The following is a 17,844-nucleotide window of genomic DNA, read 5'->3' as shown; positions in this document are numbered from 1 at the left end:
TGCCTGTTATGTGTAGGGGCTGTTGATGGTAAAAGTGACACGGTTTGTGTGCATCAAAAACAGAGAGCAATAGATTGGCTGGTCGTTTGATGTAAAAGCGGTTTTATCAATTTCAAACAGCGCATCCCCGATATCACAATCCAGGTATTTGCTTTCCTCCTGCTGGGCATATACAACGTTTAATAGTTTCGTATTGTGCGTGGGTACAACTTTGTATTGCTGTTTCAAAATATCATGCATAGATACACCGTCAGCAATAAAGGTATCAATGCCGGGAAACAAATCAAGCGGATAATGTGTCACTTCAAAGGTGAGAGGCTGGTCATCGTTATACAGAATGCGTTTTAATTCAACGACAGGGCTCTCGGGATGGATTTGAAGCTTTTCGGCGATGGGCTTTGGCGCTGGAATGATGTCATGGGACAGCACTTGGTGCTTCGGTTTTTTGCCGGTTGATTCCATAAATTCCGAGTAGCCGTTTACAGCGATTAGCTCTCGTTTTAATTTAGGGCTTTTAACGAACGTTCCCTTTCCCTGCTGCCTGATGAGATAGCCTTCTTCGACTAAATCGAGAATGGCTTTCCTGACGGTGATGCGGCTGACGTTATACTTGCTGCAAAGCTCATTTTCGGTAGGCAGCTTGGCGGTTGGGGAATACACGCCCTTTTTGATGTCATCAGTGATGATTTGTTTTAGCTGAATGTATAAAGGTGTAGAACTTCCGTTGTTTAACAAAGGGTAGCCTCCTTTTAACCTATTATTTATATTATAATGTATTATGACGTTATAATACAAATTTACATTTTTTATTTTAGAAATATAGCAAAAATGGGAATCGATTACTCTAAAAATAACAGAAAGACCAAGTTGTTTCCAGTGACGAAATAACGATCAAAAGATAGGGGGAATGTTCTGATGGCTTCATTAACATTCGAACACGTCAAAAAATCATATCACTCACAATTAACCGTGAAGAACTTTGATTTAGATGTAAAGGATAAGGAGCTGTTGGTGCTGGTGGGGCCGTCAGGATGCGGAAAATCAACAACGCTGCGGATGGTGGCTGGATTAGAAAGCATTTCTGAAGGAAATCTTCTCATTGATGGGAAGCGGGTCAATGATCTTCCCCCAAAAGAACGTGATATTGCGATGGTATTCCAAAACTATGCGCTTTATCCGCATATGACGGTTTTTGATAATATGGCGTTTGGATTAAAGCTCAGAAAGATGGCGAAGCAGGAAATTGCCGAGCGGGTTCATGCGGCAGCCAGAATTTTAGAAATTGAACATTTGCTGAAGAGAAAACCAAAGGCGCTCTCCGGCGGGCAGCGGCAAAGGGTGGCGCTTGGCAGGTCGATTGTAAGGGAGCCGAAGGTCTTTTTAATGGACGAGCCGCTTTCTAATCTGGACGCAAAACTAAGAGTGACGATGCGGACAGAAATCAGCAAGCTGCACCAGCGATTAGAGGCAACGATCATTTATGTCACGCATGACCAGACCGAAGCAATGACAATGGGAGATCGGATTGTCGTCATGAATGAAGGGGAAATCCAGCAAGTGGCGAAACCTCATGACATTTATCATTACCCGGCGAATCTGTTTGTCGCAGGCTTCATCGGCTCTCCCGGAATGAACTTTTTAAAAGGCGTTATAGAACAGCAGCATGGCGAGCTGTTTTTCACAAACCCTTCGATCCGTCTTCATATTCCTGAAGAAAAAGCAAAGCGGCTAAAGGAAAACGGATATGCCGGAGAGCAAATGATTGCCGGAGTCCGGCCGGAGCACATCACACAAATGACAGGAAATAAACAGGTGTTTGATTCAGTGTTTCAAGCAAAGGTAGAAGTGAATGAAAATCTGGGCTCAGAGCTCATTGTGCATGTCATGGCTGGGGGCGAGCGGCTGACGGTTCGTCTGGATGGAAACACGCGAATCGCAGCAGGCGATTCAATCCAGCTCACAGTGAAAATGGATCACGTCGTCTTTTTCGATGCGGAAACAGAAGAGGCTGTGTATTAGGAAAGGTGCTCCTTTTTAGGAGCACCTTTTTCTTACGGCCAAATCTCATCCGCCCATTCAGGGTGATCGATAAATGGGTTGCGGTTGTGTTGATATTTCTCATAAATGATTTCATTTCTTTTCCGCTCACGGTCGTCAACCGGATCCTGCTTATTCCACTCGAGCAGGACAGATTGTTTGCCATGATAAGGAGCTGAGCCATTGCCTGTCTTATCATTAAGCTCAAGGTCAGGGTAGCCGTCATCACCCTCGTAACGGACAGCCATGTAAAACAGCATGCGGGCAACATCGCCTTTCACATCATCACGGGGCTCCCATGAATCGCCGTCATAATAATTTCCGGGTGCCTTTGCATATTCAGTGCCGCCATTGTCAAAATCCATGTTTCCTCTGGCGCTGTTAACTTGGACATCAGCCGGGCGCAAATGATGAATATCAGTACCAGGTCCCTTGCTCGTACCAAAATCGCCATGGGATTTCGCCCAGACGTGCTCGCGGTTCCAATCACCGACATTGCCGCCGTTCAGGTTTTTGGGCCGCGATTCATTCGTATAGAGCAGGATGACGTTATTCCGATTAGCCGGGTCTTCATCAGTTTCTTTCAGCGCGTTCCACACCTCGCTGTAGGTCAGCATCGTGTGTCCGCTGATGATGCGGTGCAGGGCGCTTTTTAGCGAGTCTCCTGTTTTGCCTTCAGCCCCTTCATAATAGGTATCTGTGTCAGCATAGGGTGCAGCGGGAGCGGCTAATGAGAGAAGACTCCCTGTTCCTGAAGGGGAAGACGCCAATCGGTCATTAAGGTTTAATGCGGTTTGCCCACTTGCTGAAGCTGCCGGCGCAAACCATCCGGAAATCAGTAATACACAGACGAGCGGCAGAAACCATGCTTTTTTTGTCATCACTTGCCCTCCTTTTATCAGATCATGTCTATTATCTAAAATTGACATAAAGGATAGAAGTGTCATTTTGTATATTTTTCATTAAAATTGTAAATTGGTTCCTTTGGAGGAGGCGGAAATCTCCTGTTCCCATATCTTTAGGTCCTGTTTTTGCAAGCTGTCGCCATTTCTGTTTTTACGGCCTCTCCCGCAAGCCTAGCTCGTACATATAAAAGGCAGTTTGACCCTCTCTTCCGTTCTTGCTTGCTCTCTTCTTTACCGTGTTTTCTTTTGACTTCTGACAGGTAGGGTGAACCTGATTGCTAGATACTGTGACCAAAAAATAAACGTTTTTTTGGTTAATATGCCAATGAACTATCATGTTCCTCCTTCTATAATAAAGTCACTATAACGGCCAGAGGGGGGAGTACATGGAAAAGCAAAAGCTTTCAGTAAAAAACAGCATCACAGATTATATTGAATGGCTCGCCCAATACGGTGCGTCCGCGGACGGCGGCGTAACGAGGCTTTTATACACAAAAGAGTGGATGGACGCACAGCTTGCCGTGAAAACAGAAATGTCTTCTTTCGGGCTTGAGACAAGATTCGACGATGTCGGGAATGTGTTTGGAAGGCTTTCGGGCACCCAGTCTCCGGATGAAGTTATTGTAACCGGTTCACATATCGATACTGTCATCAACGGCGGGAAATACGACGGCGCCTATGGTGTTTTGGCGGCAATGCTTGCGATAAAGCAGCTCAAAGAGGCCTATGGAGCGCCGAAAAAAACACTCGAAGCGGTATCCTTATGTGAGGAGGAAGGCAGCCGTTTTCCACTGACCTATTGGGGATCAGGGAATATGACGGGTGTTTTTTCATTACAGGATGGAGCAGAGCCAAGAGACGAATCAGGAGTCTCGCTGCAAACTGCGATGCATGAGAGCGGTTTTGGCAAAGGCGTGTTTCAGCCAGCATATCGGACAGATATCAGCGCTTTTGTTGAGCTTCATATTGAACAGGGGCAGACGTTGGAAATGTCAGGCCGGGATCTCGGCATTGTGACAAGTATTGCGGGGCAGAGGCGATATCTCGTCACGCTGGAAGGGGAATGCAATCACGCGGGAACCACCTCCATGAAATGGCGCAAGGACCCGCTCGCAGCCAGCAGCCGCATCATTCATGAGCTGCTGCTGCGGTCGGAGGAGCAGCCGGAGGAGCTCCGTCTGACATGCGGAAAAATAACGGCAGAGCCCAATGTAGCCAATGTCATACCGGGCCGCGTACAGTTTTCAATCGATATTCGCCATCAGCATCAGCACGTGCTGGAGCAGTTTCATAAGGACATGGTTGCTTTGATCAACGGTATTTGCCATCAAAAAGGAATTCGCGCCGTGATTGATGAATATATGCGGATAGAGCCTGTGCCGATGGATGAAAGGCTGAAGGCTGCGGCTTTTGAAACAGCATTAGAAAACGGCATCAGCTGTGAGGAAATGGTGAGCGGAGCTGGGCATGACGCGCAAATGATTGGAAGGCGTTATCCTGCTTGTATGCTGTTTGTGCCAAGCCGGGGCGGCATCAGCCACTCGCCGAAGGAATATACCCCAGCCAGACAGCTTGAGATCGGCATCCGCGCACTGACTGATTTATTACACAAACTGGCTTACTGATAAAGGAGGAATGGCTGTGTCAGGCATAAGAGAATTATGCACCCCGTTAAGAACGATTATGACGCCGGGGCCTGTTGAGGTTGATCCGCGTGTATTAAGAGTAATGAGCACCCCGGTTGTCGGCCAATTTGATCCGGCGTTTACCGGTATTATGAATGAAACGATGGAGATGCTTCGGGAGCTGTTCCAAACAAAAAACCGCTGGGCATACCCGATTGACGGCACTTCACGGGCGGGTATTGAAGCAGTGCTGGCTAGCGTAATAGAGCCGGAAGATGATGTGCTCATTCCCATTTACGGCCGTTTCGGTTACTTGCTGACTGAAATCGCCGAGCGGTATGGGGCTAATGTTCATACGCTTGAGTGCGAATGGGGAACGGTTTTTGACCCGGAGGACATCATACGGGAGATAAAAAAAGTGAAGCCGAAAATTGTGGCGATGGTGCATGGAGAAACATCGACAGGACGGATTCACCCGCTGAAAGCGATCGGTGAAGCCTGCCGCACCGAGGATGCATTGTTTATCGTCGATGCAGTCGCAACGATCGGGGGCTGTGAGGTCAAAGTCGATGAATGGAAGATTGACGCTGCCATTGGCGGGACGCAAAAATGTTTGTCTGTGCCATCAGGAATGGCGCCGATTACATATAATGAGCGGGTGGCGGACGTGATTGCAGCCCGCAAAAAGGTGGAGCGCGGGATTGCGACACAAGCTGACAGGGCAGCACTTTCGGTAAATCGGCCAATTACAAGCAACTACTTTGATTTGAGCCAGCTTGAGGATTATTGGAGCGAAAGACGGCTCAATCATCATACAGAAGCGACAACGATGCTGTACGCCTTGCGTGAGGGTATCAGGCTGGTGCTTGAAGAAGGCCTTGAGGCCCGTTTTGAGCGGCATCAATATCATGAAACCGCATTAGCGGCAGGAATAAAGGCAATGGGGCTAAGATTGTTTGGAGATGAAAGCTGCAAAATGCCTGTTGTCACCTGTGTTGAAATTCCCGGCGGCATCGATGGCGAGTCTGTCCGTCGAGTGCTGCTCGAACAATTCGGCATCGAAATCGCCAGCTCATTCGGCCCGCTCGCAGGGAAGATCTGGAGAATCGGCACGATGGGCTACAGCTGCAGAAAAGAAAATGTGTTATTCGTGCTTGCCGGTTTAGAGGCTGTGCTTCTCAGACATAATGCAGGTATCGAAGCAGGAAAAGCGCTCCAAGCGGCGCTTGATGTATATGAAAACGCTGGCCGACAGGCAGCGATGTAAAGAAAAGCTTGCGGACCTCCGCAAGCTTTTTAAGCTATCATTTCGTGTTTTCTCCAATTTGATTTTCTTCGTTTGACTCTTTTTACAAATCCTCTTTCTATGTGTTTCATTTTCTGACAAATCATGAGTCATTTTCTCTTCCATCATCTATTCTTTATACAAGTTACCCATACAATCACGCGGAACTCGTTGTTTCTCACAGCAATTTTTGAGAGGAGGATGCAGCATTGGGAAATTTCCACACGGTGTTAGACGCACTCCTGGAAGAACAGGAGGAGGCTGTGCTGGCGACCATTGTTCAGGTTGAAGGCTCCGCTTATCGAAAAGCAGGCGCTTCTATGCTCTTTAAGAAAAACGGCCAGCGGATTGGCTTGCTGAGCGGCGGGTGCGTGGAAGAAGATTTATGCCAACGAATCAGTGCGCTGGGCGATCAGCTCACGTCAGCGCTGATTCCCTACGACATGCGGGCGGAGGACGATCTGTCCTGGGGCATGGGAGCCGGGTGTAACGGCATGATTCATGTTCATGCGGAGCGAATCACTCAGGGAAAAAGGCGCCACTATGAAAAAGTGAGGGAATTCCTTCATTCAGGCAAAGCTGTCACTTCTATTGTAAAGATTGAATCCTCCCATTATTTATTTCTGACGGAGAATGGGCATTTTGGGAACTGGCCGGACGCGCCTCTGCAAAATATTCAACGTACTGTTTCAACGCTTCATTTACCGCATTTCGATCCGCCAACTAACATGTTTATTCAGCGAATTGAACCGAAACCGCGTCTCATTCTGTTCGGGGCGGGACCGGATACTGTACCGCTGGCCAATTTGGCGGCTGATACAGGGTTTTCTGTTATCGTGACGGATTGGCGGCCCGCTTATTGCACATCCTCTCTTTTTCCAAAAGCGGATCAGCTGATCACCGCTTTTCCTGAACAAATGCTCAGCGAATTCCAATTTTCTTCGCATGATGCAGCAGTTGTGGCAACCCATCATTATCAGCACGATCAAATGATCATCAACTTCTTATTTTCTCAAAATCTCCATTATATTGGACTGTTGGGTTCGGCAAATCGTACAAAACGGCTGCTGAACGGAAAACAGCCTCCGTCTCATTTTTACAGTCCGGTCGGGCTGGACATCGGTGCAGAAGGTCCCGAGGAAATTGCGGTAAGTGTAGTGGCAGAAATCATTCAAACAAGAAAACGGGTGGCGGTTGTATGAGAAGCCCCTATCTGATTGGGGTATTTCTCGCTGCCGGCAATAGCAAAAGAATGGGCCAAAACAAGCTGGCTTTGCCGCTAAAAGAAGAAACCATCGGCTCACTTTCTTTGAAAACTGCTCTGTTGTCCCGCCTTGATCATGTGCTGGTCGTCGAGCGGACAAAGCATGCCTCCCTTGAGTGGATAGGATCGCCATATCAAGCACCGCCTTTTCAAAAACGCTGGAGCCTGCATGTTTGTCCAGACGCGGAAAAGGGTCAGGGGCATTCAATCAGCAGCGGGGTGCGAAAAGCAGAAAGCATGGGGGCGGACGGCGTTGTCATTTTGTTAGCCGACCAGCCTTTTCTTTCCGTTGATCATCTCAATGCCCTTGTGGCACTGGCTCCTGAGTCATTTGCCGTGTCATCATTTTTAGGGACGTTCACCCCGCCAATCTACTTCTCATCGGCTTGTTTTCCTTATGTAAAGGGGCTAAAGGGAGATGAAGGGGCTCGCAGGCTCCTGAAAAGCGGAAAGCTTGGAGCAGGTGCGGTTTTGGAGGCAAAGGGAAGCGGTGAGTTGGAGGATATTGATACACCGGAGGAATATGACATGGTAAGGAGGGTGATGGCTTGAACGGCCAAGTGACCAAAGAAAGGATGAATATTCAATTGTGGAGGCCGTCAGCGCTTTATGAGGCCTATTCGCTTTTGCAGCAGCTTGCTCCGGATGTATGTGCCGCATCGGGAAGCACGCTGCTTCAGCTTCAGTGGGACAAAGGAATTTTGCCGAAACAGCACCTTGTCAGCCTTGAAGGGATTGACGAGATGCGAGGGATAAGCGTCAATAGCACCCACGTGTCGATCGGGGCGCTGACCACACTGAGTGAATGCAGAAAGAACCCTTTAATCAAGAGCGCAATTAGCTGCTTCAGTGAGGCTGCTTCCGCTGTCGCCGCACCTGCAATCCGCAGCCAGGCAACAATTGGCGGAAACATAGCGAGTAAAATCGGTGATTTGATTCCGCTTTTGCTTGTGCTTGATGCTGAGCTTATCGTGTATCAAAAGGAACAGATCAGGCTGCCGCTAGGCGCTTGGCTCGTGGATGGAGACTTTAAAACAGCTATCGTTACGCGTGTCATCGTCCCGCGGGTGGCGGGAGAGTGTGTATTTTACCGCAAGCTTGGGAGACGTCAGGCTTTTTCAGGAGCGGTTGCTGTTGCAGCCGGACGTTTTTTGAAAGACGGCGGCATTCATCTCGCCGCTGGCCATGCCGATATCACACCTGAGAGATTATTGGACAGCGAAGCGAAATGGAAGGCACCAGGGGGGGACCCGCATGAGCTGTACAAAACACTTATCCATGAGCTGCCGTTTTCCGCAGATGATTTTATGTCAGCGGCATACAGAAAAAAAGCCGCTGCCAACGTCATCATGGCAGAGCTGATGGCTGAGGGAGGGGAATAAATGATCATCAACAAACCATCAAGAGTCAGGCCGGATGGAAGGGAAAAGGTCACAGGGGAACTGAAATATATGACCGATCTCAGCTTTCCAGGAATGCTGTATGGCAAAGTGCTGAGAAGTGCTTATCCTCATGCAGAGATTGTGTCGATTTGCACGTTGAAAGCTGAGAAAGTGGAAGGCGTGCGGGCCGTCGTCACGCATAAAGACGTTCCCGGCTTAAACCGATTTGGCATTGTCATCCCTGATCAGCCGGTTTTATGCGAGGACAGGGTGCGGCATGTCGGAGATGCGATCGCCGCAGTTGCTGCGGAAACGGAGGAAATCGCGGAGGCTGCGCTGGAGCTGATTTGCGTTGAGTATAAAGAACTGGAGGTCATTGATTCACCTGAAAAAGCGCTTCAGCCGGGCGCGCATAGACTGCACGAGGACGGGAATATCCTGCACCGCGCGTTTTTTTCAAACGGTGATGTGGAACAGGGTTTTCGAGCATCTGACACAGTCCTTGAAGAAACCTATGAGCTGCCGCGGCAGATGCATACGTATATGGAAACGGAGGGAGGCGTAGCCGTTCCGGAGGATAATGGGGGCTTTACGATGTATGCAGGAACGCAGCACGGCTATAAAGACCGATTCCAGCTTGCCCGTATTTTTGACATTCCTGAAGAGAAGATCAGGGTTGTGTCAAGTCCGATGGGCGGCTCATTCGGAGGGAAGGATGAACTGAATATCCAGCCGTATGCTGCACTTTTGGCCTTGAAAAGCAGACGCCCGGTTAAAGTTCATCAAACACGAAAGGAATCTGTACGTTCTGGCATTAAGCGCCATCCGATGAAGATTACGATAAAAACGGGTGCGGATCATGCAGGAAATCTATTGGCGCATGACGTGAAAATTGTGGCGGACACAGGCGCTTATGCTACGCTCGGACCGGCAGTTCTTGACTTTTCTGTCGAGCACGCGGCGGGGCCGTACCGTATTCCGAATATCCGGACTGAAGGAATATCTGTATTTACGAACAACGGGGTGGCTGGAGAATTTCGGGGTTTTGGCGGCAACCAAATCACATTTGCACTCGAAACCCATCTAGATCGTCTCAGCAGCATGCTCGGCATTGATCCGCTGGAGCTGAGAGGAAAAAATATCAGAAATCCGCATGACTTGGGGCCGCTTGAGCATCGGATTGCACCAACTGACGGAGCGGCGCAAGTGCTGGACACTATTTCTAAATCTCCCATTCTTACAAGAACAAGCCGGAAATGCGGGTATCTGCAAAGAGGCACGGGAGCGGCAATCACAATGCACGGCGGAGGGCTGGGGTATGGCCGAATGGATGCGGCGGGAGGCCGTTTGTCCCTTTCGAGTGAAGGCAAAATCACTGCTTCGTTTGGATTTGAAGAATGCGGACAGGGGATTCTAGCAGCGATTGAACATATTGTCATGGAGGAGTTAGGTTGTGCCGCGGAGGATATTTCCATTGTTATTGGGGATACCGCAAAAGTACCGAAGTCAGGCTCCTCCACAGCATCCCGCGGCACAAGCATGGTGTGGCACGCGATCCAGCGTTTGAAGAAGCCGTTTCTAGCTCAGTTGAAAAAACGGGCGGCAGAATGGAGCGGCTGTTCAGCAGAAAACCTTATTCCCGGCGCTGCAGGATTGCGTGACAAAAACACAATGGCGCTCGTAGTGACGTATAAGGAGCTGGCTGAAAAAGGCCCTTTGTCAGAGGAAACGGCATTTGAATTTCCAACAACGCCTGATCCTGTAGTGGGCGGCCATTTTCTTTACTCATTTGGAGCGGCTGCCGTTGAGGTGGAGGTAGATCTGTTAACAGGCGATGTCAAAGTGATAGATTGTGAGCATGCTATTGCGGCAGGTCCGGTTGTCAGTCCGCAGGGTTATCGAGGTCAAATTGAAGGCGGCGCTGCCATGGCACTCGGCTATACACTAATGGAGGAAGCGAAAATGACGGACGGCCGTTATGCGGCGGAGAATCTGGACCAGTATATCATTCCCGGTGTGAAGGATGTTCCAGATATGAAGCTGACCGCGATAGAAGAGCTGATGGAAGGCGATTCCCACGGTCCGCGCGGCGTCGGCGAAATCGGAACGATCGCCATCACTCCAGCTATTGTAAAGGCCATACATGATGCGGTCGGATGCTGGATAAATAAGCTGCCCATTTCAAGAGAAGAGCTGCTTGAAGCGATAGACAGAAAGGGGCTGAAGCAATGGACGTAAAAGAGACCGGGCCGTTTCCTGTAAAAAAGGAAAAATTTCGAATGACCGTAAATGGGCAGGAGCGTGAGGTGACAGCCATTCCCGCGGCTCGTCTAAGTGACCTGCTTAGAAAGGAATTTCAGCTGACCGGGACAAAGGTGTCCTGTGGAATCGGCCGCTGCGGAGCGTGCTCCATCCTAATCGACGGAAGGCTGGCCAATGCGTGCATGACGATGGCCTATCAAGCAGACGGACACTCCATCACAACCATCGAAGGGCTTCAAAAAGAAGAGCTGGATATCTGCCAAACCGCTTTCTTAGAGGAAGGCGGTTTCCAATGCGGCTACTGCACCCCGGGCATGACGATTGCCCTTAAAGCGCTGTTTGAGGAAAACCCGCATCCGGCTGAGGAAGACATAGAAGAGGGGCTGGCGGGGAATTTGTGCCGGTGTACCGGGTATGGCGGGATTATGCGGTCTGCTTGCAGGATTAGAGAAGAGTTGAACGGAGATAGACGGGAGTCCGGCTTTTAAAAGCCGGATTTTTTTAGCCTGACATTTTACTATGAAAAAGCGGTCAGACAGCGTGTGGGAAAACATACGGTACATTTTGTAGAATTGATAGCTTCAGCTTCACATAGCAAAGACGCCATAAAAACTTCTTATGGCGTCTGCCGGACAGGGAGGTGCTGATACCGCAGAGGATAGGCAAAGTCAAACTTAATAACCGCTAAAGAAAGAAGCTCCAACAATGATTAACAAAATGAATAGCACTACGATTAAAGCGAAGGAGCTGCCGAGACCGCTTGAATAACCAGAGTTTCCGCCAGAATTGTAGAATCCCATAATGTCACCTCCTTTAGTGGAGATAGAATAAGATATGCCAAACGATCATTTTCGACATAGATTTGAGTCTAAAAAAGAAAAAATGAATATTTTGTCTAAAGGTGTAAGAGAGATTAAACACTATTAAAACAGACTCAAATGATGCTGCATATCAGGGGGATGATGTTTGCGTTCTGTTTGGAAAAAAAGTAAATCATAAAGAAGGACCAACAGGGGATTTGTCCCTGTTGGCCTGGGTATGGCTGGATTAGGCTGCAGGCTTGCGGGAATGCGGCAAGAGATGGCTTGATTTTTTTATGATGTTATCCGCGGATATTATCCCAACGAAACAAACGGACAGCTGCAAAAGCCAGAAGTGCAGTTGAAGCGATTAAAATAAGATAGCTGAATAACACGCCAAGAGATGGATTGTCTCCATTTAAATAATAACGCAGAAGTTCTCCAAAGTAGGTGAGAGGGATAAATTTCGATACTGTTTCAAGCCAAGAGGGAAGCAGGTTCATCGGCATAATTAATCCGCACACGATTAGCAGAGGGGCCAGCATGCCACCTGAAAGCCCATTTACAGCTTCAATAGAGAGACGCATGCTTCCCACAGTATAACCAAGTGCAAACAGCATGAGAAGCCCGATAAGTGAAACAAGCATGATTTGAGGGATATTCTGTGCTTGTAACATTCCATTGAAATAAGCGATACTAAGCAGCGCAACAAGTTGAAAAGCTGCTAAAACAAAACGAGCGCATATTTGAGAAAGCACAAAGGTCAGCTTTGATGCTTCAGTTAAACCAATTAATCGCAAAGTTCCCTGGTCCCTCATTTGTATGATAGGAGTGGAAGTTCCGTTTATAGCAAGCGTAAAGAATGCCATCACAATAATGCCAGGAATGATAAACTCAAATAAATCTGTACCGACTCCCGTAGAGCTGGAGAGAACACCAAACATAATCAGGAATAGAAACGGAAAGGCGAGAACCATAAAAAAGGTTAAAGGATTTCGAATCAGTTCTTTTATATTCATGAATAGAAGCGCAGAAAAAGCACGTTTATTCATCATACCAAAACACCCTCTCGTATTTTCTTTCCCGTAAGCTTAAGAAAAACATCTTCCAAGGTTCCCTGTTCAATGCGGATGCTGGACCACTCTGCGTCAATCTGTTTGATAATCGAAGAAATTACATTTTTGGTAATGGGTTCGGCCACGATTTCAAGCTCGTAGCCAATAGGCAGTGTTTTTATTGAAGATTTTTTTATTTCAGGAATATTTTTCAATTGAGCCACTTTTTTCTGATCGGTGTACTTTAGGAACAAGCGCTGCTGAGGACAATGGGTTTGTATTAAATCTACCGGCGTTCCGAGGGCGGCAAACTTCCCGTTATTTAAAATAGCAGTACGGTCGCATTGTGTATAGGCTTCTTCCATTGAGTGTGTTGTTAAGAAAACACTTTTCCCATTTTCCTTAAGGGATTGGATAATATCCCAGATTTGCCGGCGTGAATGAGGATCTAAAGAGGCGGTCGGTTCATCTAAAAACAAAATATCAGGATCAGATATAAGTGCAATGCTGATCAGCAGCCTTTTCCTTTGCCCCCCTGATAGTTTGCGAGTGGGTTTGTTCATCATGTCTTCTAAACCTACTAGCTTTAATATTTCTTCAGGAGATCTTGATTTATTATATAAGGAAGAAAATAATTTCAAAGTTTCTCCTACTTTCAAATAAGGAAATAGAGTGGTTTCTTGAGGCTGAACCCCAATAAATGGACGGATTTTTTCAGGCTGTTTCAATGGGTTGTAACCCATCACTGAAACTTTGCCGCCGCTTGGTTTGCGCAATCCGATGATAGATTCTAAGATTGTTGTTTTCCCCGCTCCGTTCGGACCTAAAAGCCCAAAAACTTCCCCTTTTCTCAAATCAAAAGAAATTCCCTTTATGACTTGATGATCCTCGTAAGACTTATTTAGATTTTGCACGGTGATAGGTAAGCTGGACTTCATGTAACTGTCACACTCCTTTAATGTTTTGGATAGAGAATGTAGCCTTCTTTTCTCAGGCATAAGATATGCCTGGGACGTTTTACATCTTTCTCGATTAGTCGTCTCAGCCGATTAATATATACATACAATGCATTCTTTGTAGCGAACCCTTCCTCTCCCCACGCATATTTTATGAGTTTGGCTTTGGATACTGGTCTGCCGTTATTGACAGCTAAACAATGAAGCAAACGAAATTGAATTCTGGAAAGGGGAATAGTGGAATTTTCATTCACCAGCATTTCACGTTCAGAGTCTAATAACCAATCGCCAATTAGAAGCATTTCTCTTTTTGTGTAATTAATCTGAATCTCCTCCTTTAGATAAGACAACTGAGACGTATGATTTCATTAGCATATACGGGAGCAAAGACAATTCAGTTCAGATGAAAATGACAAAACTTATAAAATTAGGAAAAAAGTATTATTAATCTTAACGTATATTAAGGTTTTCGACATAGATCCAGATTGATATATCTAATATAATAAATTCATAGCATAGAATTTACGTTTTTTTGAAAAAATGGAGGTGCGTGAATGGCTCATTCGTTGGAAAAACTAGTACAGCCTTTAGGAGGATTTATAAACAGAGTATCTTCCCTCCCGACCTATCCGGGTGAACCTGATTTCCCAATTCAAGTTGCATCTACGGGAGATATTTCTCAGTCTCTGTCCCATATATCAAGCTTAAATCCGGGGAAGTCGTTGACGGGAGATATGGATGGTGCAGGAGGATCACTTCACGAAAAAGATAGTCGAATTAAAGCGATTGCTGAAGCATTAGAACGATATTCCAGCTGTGTGTATAGTGAGGAACAGTTTATTTGGGCAACAGCTGAGGAATTAGGGTCGAAAGCTTTAGATTTAAAAAAAATTCCCATCTGCTCAGAAACTGAACGATCTCATCCCCGCTGCCCGGTAAATAAACCATTATTAGATTCTCCGTTGAGGTGGGTAAAGGGCATGTCTCTTCACACACAAGAAGAGACATGGATTCCAGCCATCATGACCTATTTGCATTTGCCGGCTATGAGCCAAGGTGAGCGCTTTTGGCTTCCGATTTCGACCGGCTGTGCTGCACATACCTCTTATGAACAAGCTCTTGTAAATGCGATATGTGAAGTCATTGAAAGGGACGCGATCTCTTTAACTTGGTATCAAGAACTTCCTCTTCCTCACATCATCTTTGATAAAAAGCCAGATCAAGAAATGACTGAATTTTTAAATAAAACATTCGAGAATGGAAATATCAAGCAATATCTGTTCGATGGTACAACGGACTTAGGCATTCCAACCATTTATTCCTTGCAGCTGACACCCGATAATAAAAAACTGGCTGCCTTGATTATGTGTGCGACTGATTTAAATCCTCATAAAGCAATAAACAAAGTTATGAGGGAAGCCGCTTCTTCACGCATCGCCATGATGGCAGAGCGCCCTGCGCCGCAAGATATAGATGATTTCTACAATGTGTTCCACGGCGCGACCTATATGGGGAAAGCTGAAAGGCTGCATGCCTATGATTTTCTAGTACATTCGCCGAATCAATCCAATCTTTCAGAATTACCAAACCTTGAGCAAGAAAATGCGGGAGAAAATTTAAAATTTCTTTTAAATCGTCTTGAGGAAAAGGGACTTGAGGCATTTGCAGTTGATCTGACAACCGATGAAGCCATTCATGCTGATATGCGCGTGGTTCGTGTCATTATACCCGGCCTTCAGCCTTTGTCCTTCAGTTACCGCTGCCGTTTTTTAGGGCACCAGCGTCTTTATGAAGCAACAAAAGCGATGGGTTATCCGGTGAAAACGGAGAGCGAAATTAATGCTTGGCCTCAGCCGTTTGCTTAATAAGGAAGGAGATTTTATAAATGAAACCCATTCATATCATGACAACAGGAGACTTTGGCAGGGAAGTCGCACAGCAGCTTTCTAAAAAAATCGATCATATTGTGATTACGCCATTAAACGAGCCGCTCTACTTATTGCCGTCAGACCGTTTTCCATCTGCTCGATTGCATATCTTTGCCTCTTGGAAATCATCTTCTTTTATTTCAAAACAGCTCGACCAGCTTTGTTTTAAATGGAATGAACCGTGGCTTCCCATTACTATGGATCATCCGTATATCAGAATAGGCCCGCTTGTTATACCTGGTGAAGGGACATGCTACCATTGTTTTGAATCTCGTTATTTACAGCATTCACCGGTTCCTCAGTATGTCAAAAAAATAGATGCATATTATCATAGCCATCCAGACGCGGGACCAAAGGGATTTTTACGCAGCTTTGCCGGCTGGTCAGCCGTTTTCGCTTCGACAATTATAAAATCAATTGACGAGAATGAGCAATCACAATCTGGGCGAGTTTGGCAATTAAACATGCTGACAAGAGAATCCTTCAGTTCACAAACCATATCAGTGCATGGCTGCCCGAGATGTGGATTAAAACGCTCTGAAGAAAACCGCAGCGTGGCACAGTTATCTGAAGACCTTCAATCATTGTTAAGTCATAGAAGAGGGGAAGTGCTTACGAAATGAAACCTGCATCAGTCATGTCAGCTGAGCAAGTTGGCCATGCGGCTTACTTTGACCCGAATTTTCGATTGCCTAAAAAGCCGCGCTTAATCGCAAGTCTTCAAATGATTCCGGATCAAGATTCTATGTTATTTCATGGAACAGAACATTTGCAGGTGCTGAAAGGAAATGCTGTTACGCGCTTTTTGCCAAATCTAATACCATTTCTTAATGGTTCGTATACCATTAAAGATATTATGGCGGAGTTTGACCAATATTCTCCAAGAGACATCAGCAACATTCTTTCTTTATTGTTCATGCGCGGTTTGCTTGATGATGCGGAAGGTGATGAAGGGATAGATACAAGCTGTTTTGAGCCTGATGTTTACCAATTTTTTCAGCGAAGTACTGATTCGACAAGAGTAAACAGAAGTGCGGCAGAAGGATTACATAAATTGAAAACTGCTGAGATTCTGCTATTGACTGATTCAGAGCATGGCAAGATCCTTCATGAGGAACTTGTATATATGGGAGGAGAAAATGTTGTAACAGCACGGCTCTCAGATGAAGTGAACATCGATCATGCCGACCTTGTGATTGTCTTCTGCACCAATCCTTTGAACCACAAACAATTAAGGTCATTGGATCATATCTGCGATGAAAAGAATATTCCATGGATACTCACACGAGCAGCAGAAAATGTCGGTGTTCTGGGGCCATATTTTGAAAAAAATGAAACAGCCACTTATCGAGACTATCAAATAACAGTTGAATCAGAAGATGGCCAAGGCAAACCAAGCCTTGAACATATTGAAATGTGGGAATATTATTCTGCGGTTGAAATTGTTTATTTCATTACGAGGCTTGCTCCTTCTGCAACCGGAACAGAGTATCTCACATTCCGATTCGATGATTGGACGTGCACCAGCAAAAAGGTCCATCCAAGACCGGACGGCAGTTGCTGCACCGGCGACTCCGAGAATGAGCTTCATCCTGTATTGCAGTTTGAAAATGCAATTGCCTTTCCATCAAAACATTTGATTAACCCTAAAAGTCATCAAGTCCATTACAACCCAAAAAACTTGTTACTAACAAATGAAGCAAAAAGCTATCCGAGTGCTGCCTTATATGAGCTGCCGACCGAAGAGCTTTTGCCGCAGCCAAAAGGCGGTTTCCTGAAAAACAGAATACAGCCTATGTCTGGAAGAGAGGAATTGAATCTGGAAGCGTTAACTCGCTTATGTTTGACTAGCGGTGGGTTAAGAGACGCAGACAGCGGCCAGGCAACTGGAAAAGTGCAGAGGTGGGCGCCAACCGGGGGCAACTTGGGATCTTGCCAAATTTATATTCTTGCCCTGTCGGTAAACGGGCTAGATCCTAACTGCTACTTTTACCAGTACTTGGATCACTCGTTGGCAAAAGTCGGTCCATCATTAACAATAGAAGAAATCAAGAAGAAAATAACTGATATAACAGGCCTAAAAGAAGACAATCTTCCAAAGGCGCTTGTTCTCTTGACAGGGGCTTATGAAAGAGTTGCCAGCAAATACAATGGTTTTGCTTATAAAGTCATTCATTTAGATGGAGGGGTCGCTCTATCACAAATGCAAGCTGTATCTGCAGGTCTCGGGATAAAAGTAAATACAATTGATCAGTGGAATGAGCAAGCGCTTTTATCCTGTTTTGGAATCGATCCTAAAAAAGAACCGGTAATAGCTTTAGCCGGATTAGATGACGGATGGTGAT

Annotated in this window: 17 protein-coding genes and 1 pseudogene; 11 read left to right on the top strand and 7 right to left on the bottom strand. The window is 46.3% G+C overall.

Annotated elements, in window-relative coordinates; translation table 11 throughout:
- Positions 1–6: 6 nt before the first annotated feature.
- Entirely contained in the window at positions 7–735 is a 729-nt protein-coding gene (gene frlR / locus CDO84_RS15705) for a transcriptional regulator FrlR (RefSeq protein ID WP_040081902.1), read from the bottom strand.
- A 180-nt stretch (positions 736–915) separates the two neighbouring features.
- On the opposite strand from frlR, the gene CDO84_RS15700 reads away from it, so the two are divergent.
- Entirely contained in the window at positions 916–2,019 is a 1,104-nt protein-coding gene (locus CDO84_RS15700) for an ABC transporter ATP-binding protein (protein ID WP_040081904.1), read from the top strand.
- Between the two features lie 32 nt (positions 2,020–2,051).
- Here CDO84_RS15700 and CDO84_RS15695 read toward each other — a convergent pair whose 3' ends face one another.
- Positions 2,052–2,918 carry an endonuclease I family protein gene (locus tag CDO84_RS15695; protein ID WP_040081905.1) on the bottom strand — a complete coding sequence of 289 codons (867 nt, stop codon included), beginning with the start codon at positions 2,916–2,918 and terminating at the stop codon, positions 2,052–2,054.
- Positions 2,919–2,999: 81 nt separating this feature from the next.
- Positions 3,000–3,095: pseudogene (locus CDO84_RS21500) on the bottom strand (hypothetical protein); the annotation flags it as partial.
- 233 nt (positions 3,096–3,328) lie between these two features.
- Here CDO84_RS21500 and allC point away from each other — a divergent pair.
- From allC to pucE, 7 genes are all read left to right on the top strand, one after another.
- On the top strand, positions 3,329–4,567 hold the full coding sequence (gene allC, locus CDO84_RS15685; RefSeq protein WP_040081907.1) for an allantoate deiminase: 1,239 nt from the start codon (positions 3,329–3,331) through the stop codon (positions 4,565–4,567).
- A gap of 16 nt (positions 4,568–4,583) precedes the next feature.
- A complete protein-coding gene (pucG, locus tag CDO84_RS15680; RefSeq protein WP_082032951.1) occupies positions 4,584–5,834 on the top strand; it encodes a (S)-ureidoglycine--glyoxylate transaminase in 1,251 nt (416 codons plus the stop codon).
- A 227-nt stretch (positions 5,835–6,061) separates the two neighbouring features.
- Entirely contained in the window at positions 6,062–7,054 is a 993-nt protein-coding gene (locus CDO84_RS15675) for an XdhC family protein (protein WP_040081909.1), read from the top strand.
- Positions 7,051–7,668: a xanthine dehydrogenase accessory protein PucB gene (gene pucB, locus CDO84_RS15670; RefSeq protein WP_014665283.1), complete on the top strand. Its 618-nt coding sequence runs from the start codon at positions 7,051–7,053 to the stop codon at positions 7,666–7,668. The genes CDO84_RS15675 and pucB overlap by 4 nt, the downstream gene beginning before the upstream one ends.
- Positions 7,665–8,498 carry a xanthine dehydrogenase subunit C gene (pucC, locus tag CDO84_RS15665; RefSeq protein ID WP_040081910.1) on the top strand — a complete coding sequence of 278 codons (834 nt, stop codon included), beginning with the start codon at positions 7,665–7,667 and terminating at the stop codon, positions 8,496–8,498. Before pucB ends, pucC begins: the two co-directional genes overlap by 4 nt.
- A complete protein-coding gene (gene pucD, locus CDO84_RS15660; RefSeq protein ID WP_040081911.1) occupies positions 8,499–10,736 on the top strand; it encodes a xanthine dehydrogenase subunit D in 2,238 nt (745 codons plus the stop codon).
- On the top strand, positions 10,727–11,248 hold the full coding sequence (gene pucE, locus CDO84_RS15655) for a xanthine dehydrogenase subunit E (protein WP_040081912.1): 522 nt from the start codon (positions 10,727–10,729) through the stop codon (positions 11,246–11,248). The genes pucD and pucE overlap by 10 nt, the downstream gene beginning before the upstream one ends.
- Positions 11,249–11,434: 186 nt before the next feature.
- On the opposite strand, the gene CDO84_RS15650 is transcribed toward pucE, so the two are convergent.
- From CDO84_RS15650 to CDO84_RS15635, 4 genes are all read right to left on the bottom strand, one after another.
- A complete protein-coding gene (locus tag CDO84_RS15650) occupies positions 11,435–11,560 on the bottom strand; it encodes a YjcZ family sporulation protein (protein WP_014665279.1) in 126 nt (41 codons plus the stop codon).
- A 302-nt stretch (positions 11,561–11,862) separates the two neighbouring features.
- A complete protein-coding gene (locus CDO84_RS15645) occupies positions 11,863–12,615 on the bottom strand; it encodes an ABC transporter permease (RefSeq protein WP_014665278.1) in 753 nt (250 codons plus the stop codon).
- The gene (locus tag CDO84_RS15640) at positions 12,612–13,553 is read right to left on the bottom strand and encodes an ABC transporter ATP-binding protein (protein WP_040081913.1); all 942 of its coding nucleotides are present in this window, start codon (positions 13,551–13,553) and stop codon (positions 12,612–12,614) included. The genes CDO84_RS15645 and CDO84_RS15640 overlap by 4 nt, the downstream gene beginning before the upstream one ends.
- Positions 13,554–13,570: 17 nt before the next feature.
- Entirely contained in the window at positions 13,571–13,831 is a 261-nt protein-coding gene (locus tag CDO84_RS15635) for a winged helix-turn-helix domain-containing protein (RefSeq protein ID WP_231560771.1), read from the bottom strand.
- A gap of 294 nt (positions 13,832–14,125) precedes the next feature.
- On the opposite strand from CDO84_RS15635, the gene CDO84_RS15630 reads away from it, so the two are divergent.
- Genes CDO84_RS15630 through CDO84_RS15620 form a run of 3 tightly spaced genes read left to right on the top strand, consistent with a single transcriptional unit; the run spans position 14,126 to position 17,843 of the window.
- Positions 14,126–15,436 carry a YcaO-like family protein gene (locus CDO84_RS15630; RefSeq protein ID WP_014665275.1) on the top strand — a complete coding sequence of 437 codons (1,311 nt, stop codon included), beginning with the start codon at positions 14,126–14,128 and terminating at the stop codon, positions 15,434–15,436.
- A gap of 20 nt (positions 15,437–15,456) precedes the next feature.
- Positions 15,457–16,122: a TOMM precursor leader peptide-binding protein gene (locus CDO84_RS15625; protein ID WP_014665274.1), complete on the top strand. Its 666-nt coding sequence runs from the start codon at positions 15,457–15,459 to the stop codon at positions 16,120–16,122.
- Complete coding sequence (locus CDO84_RS15620) at positions 16,119–17,843, top strand: nitroreductase family protein (RefSeq protein WP_040081915.1); 1,725 nt, start codon at positions 16,119–16,121, stop codon at positions 17,841–17,843. Before CDO84_RS15625 ends, CDO84_RS15620 begins: the two co-directional genes overlap by 4 nt.
- Position 17,844: the final 1 nt, after the last annotated feature.

It is taken from the genome of Bacillus sp. MD-5, assembly GCF_002201875.1.
Classification (GTDB): domain Bacteria; phylum Bacillota; class Bacilli; order Bacillales; family Bacillaceae; genus Bacillus; species Bacillus stercoris.
This window is presented reverse-complemented; position numbering and strand designations above follow the sequence as displayed.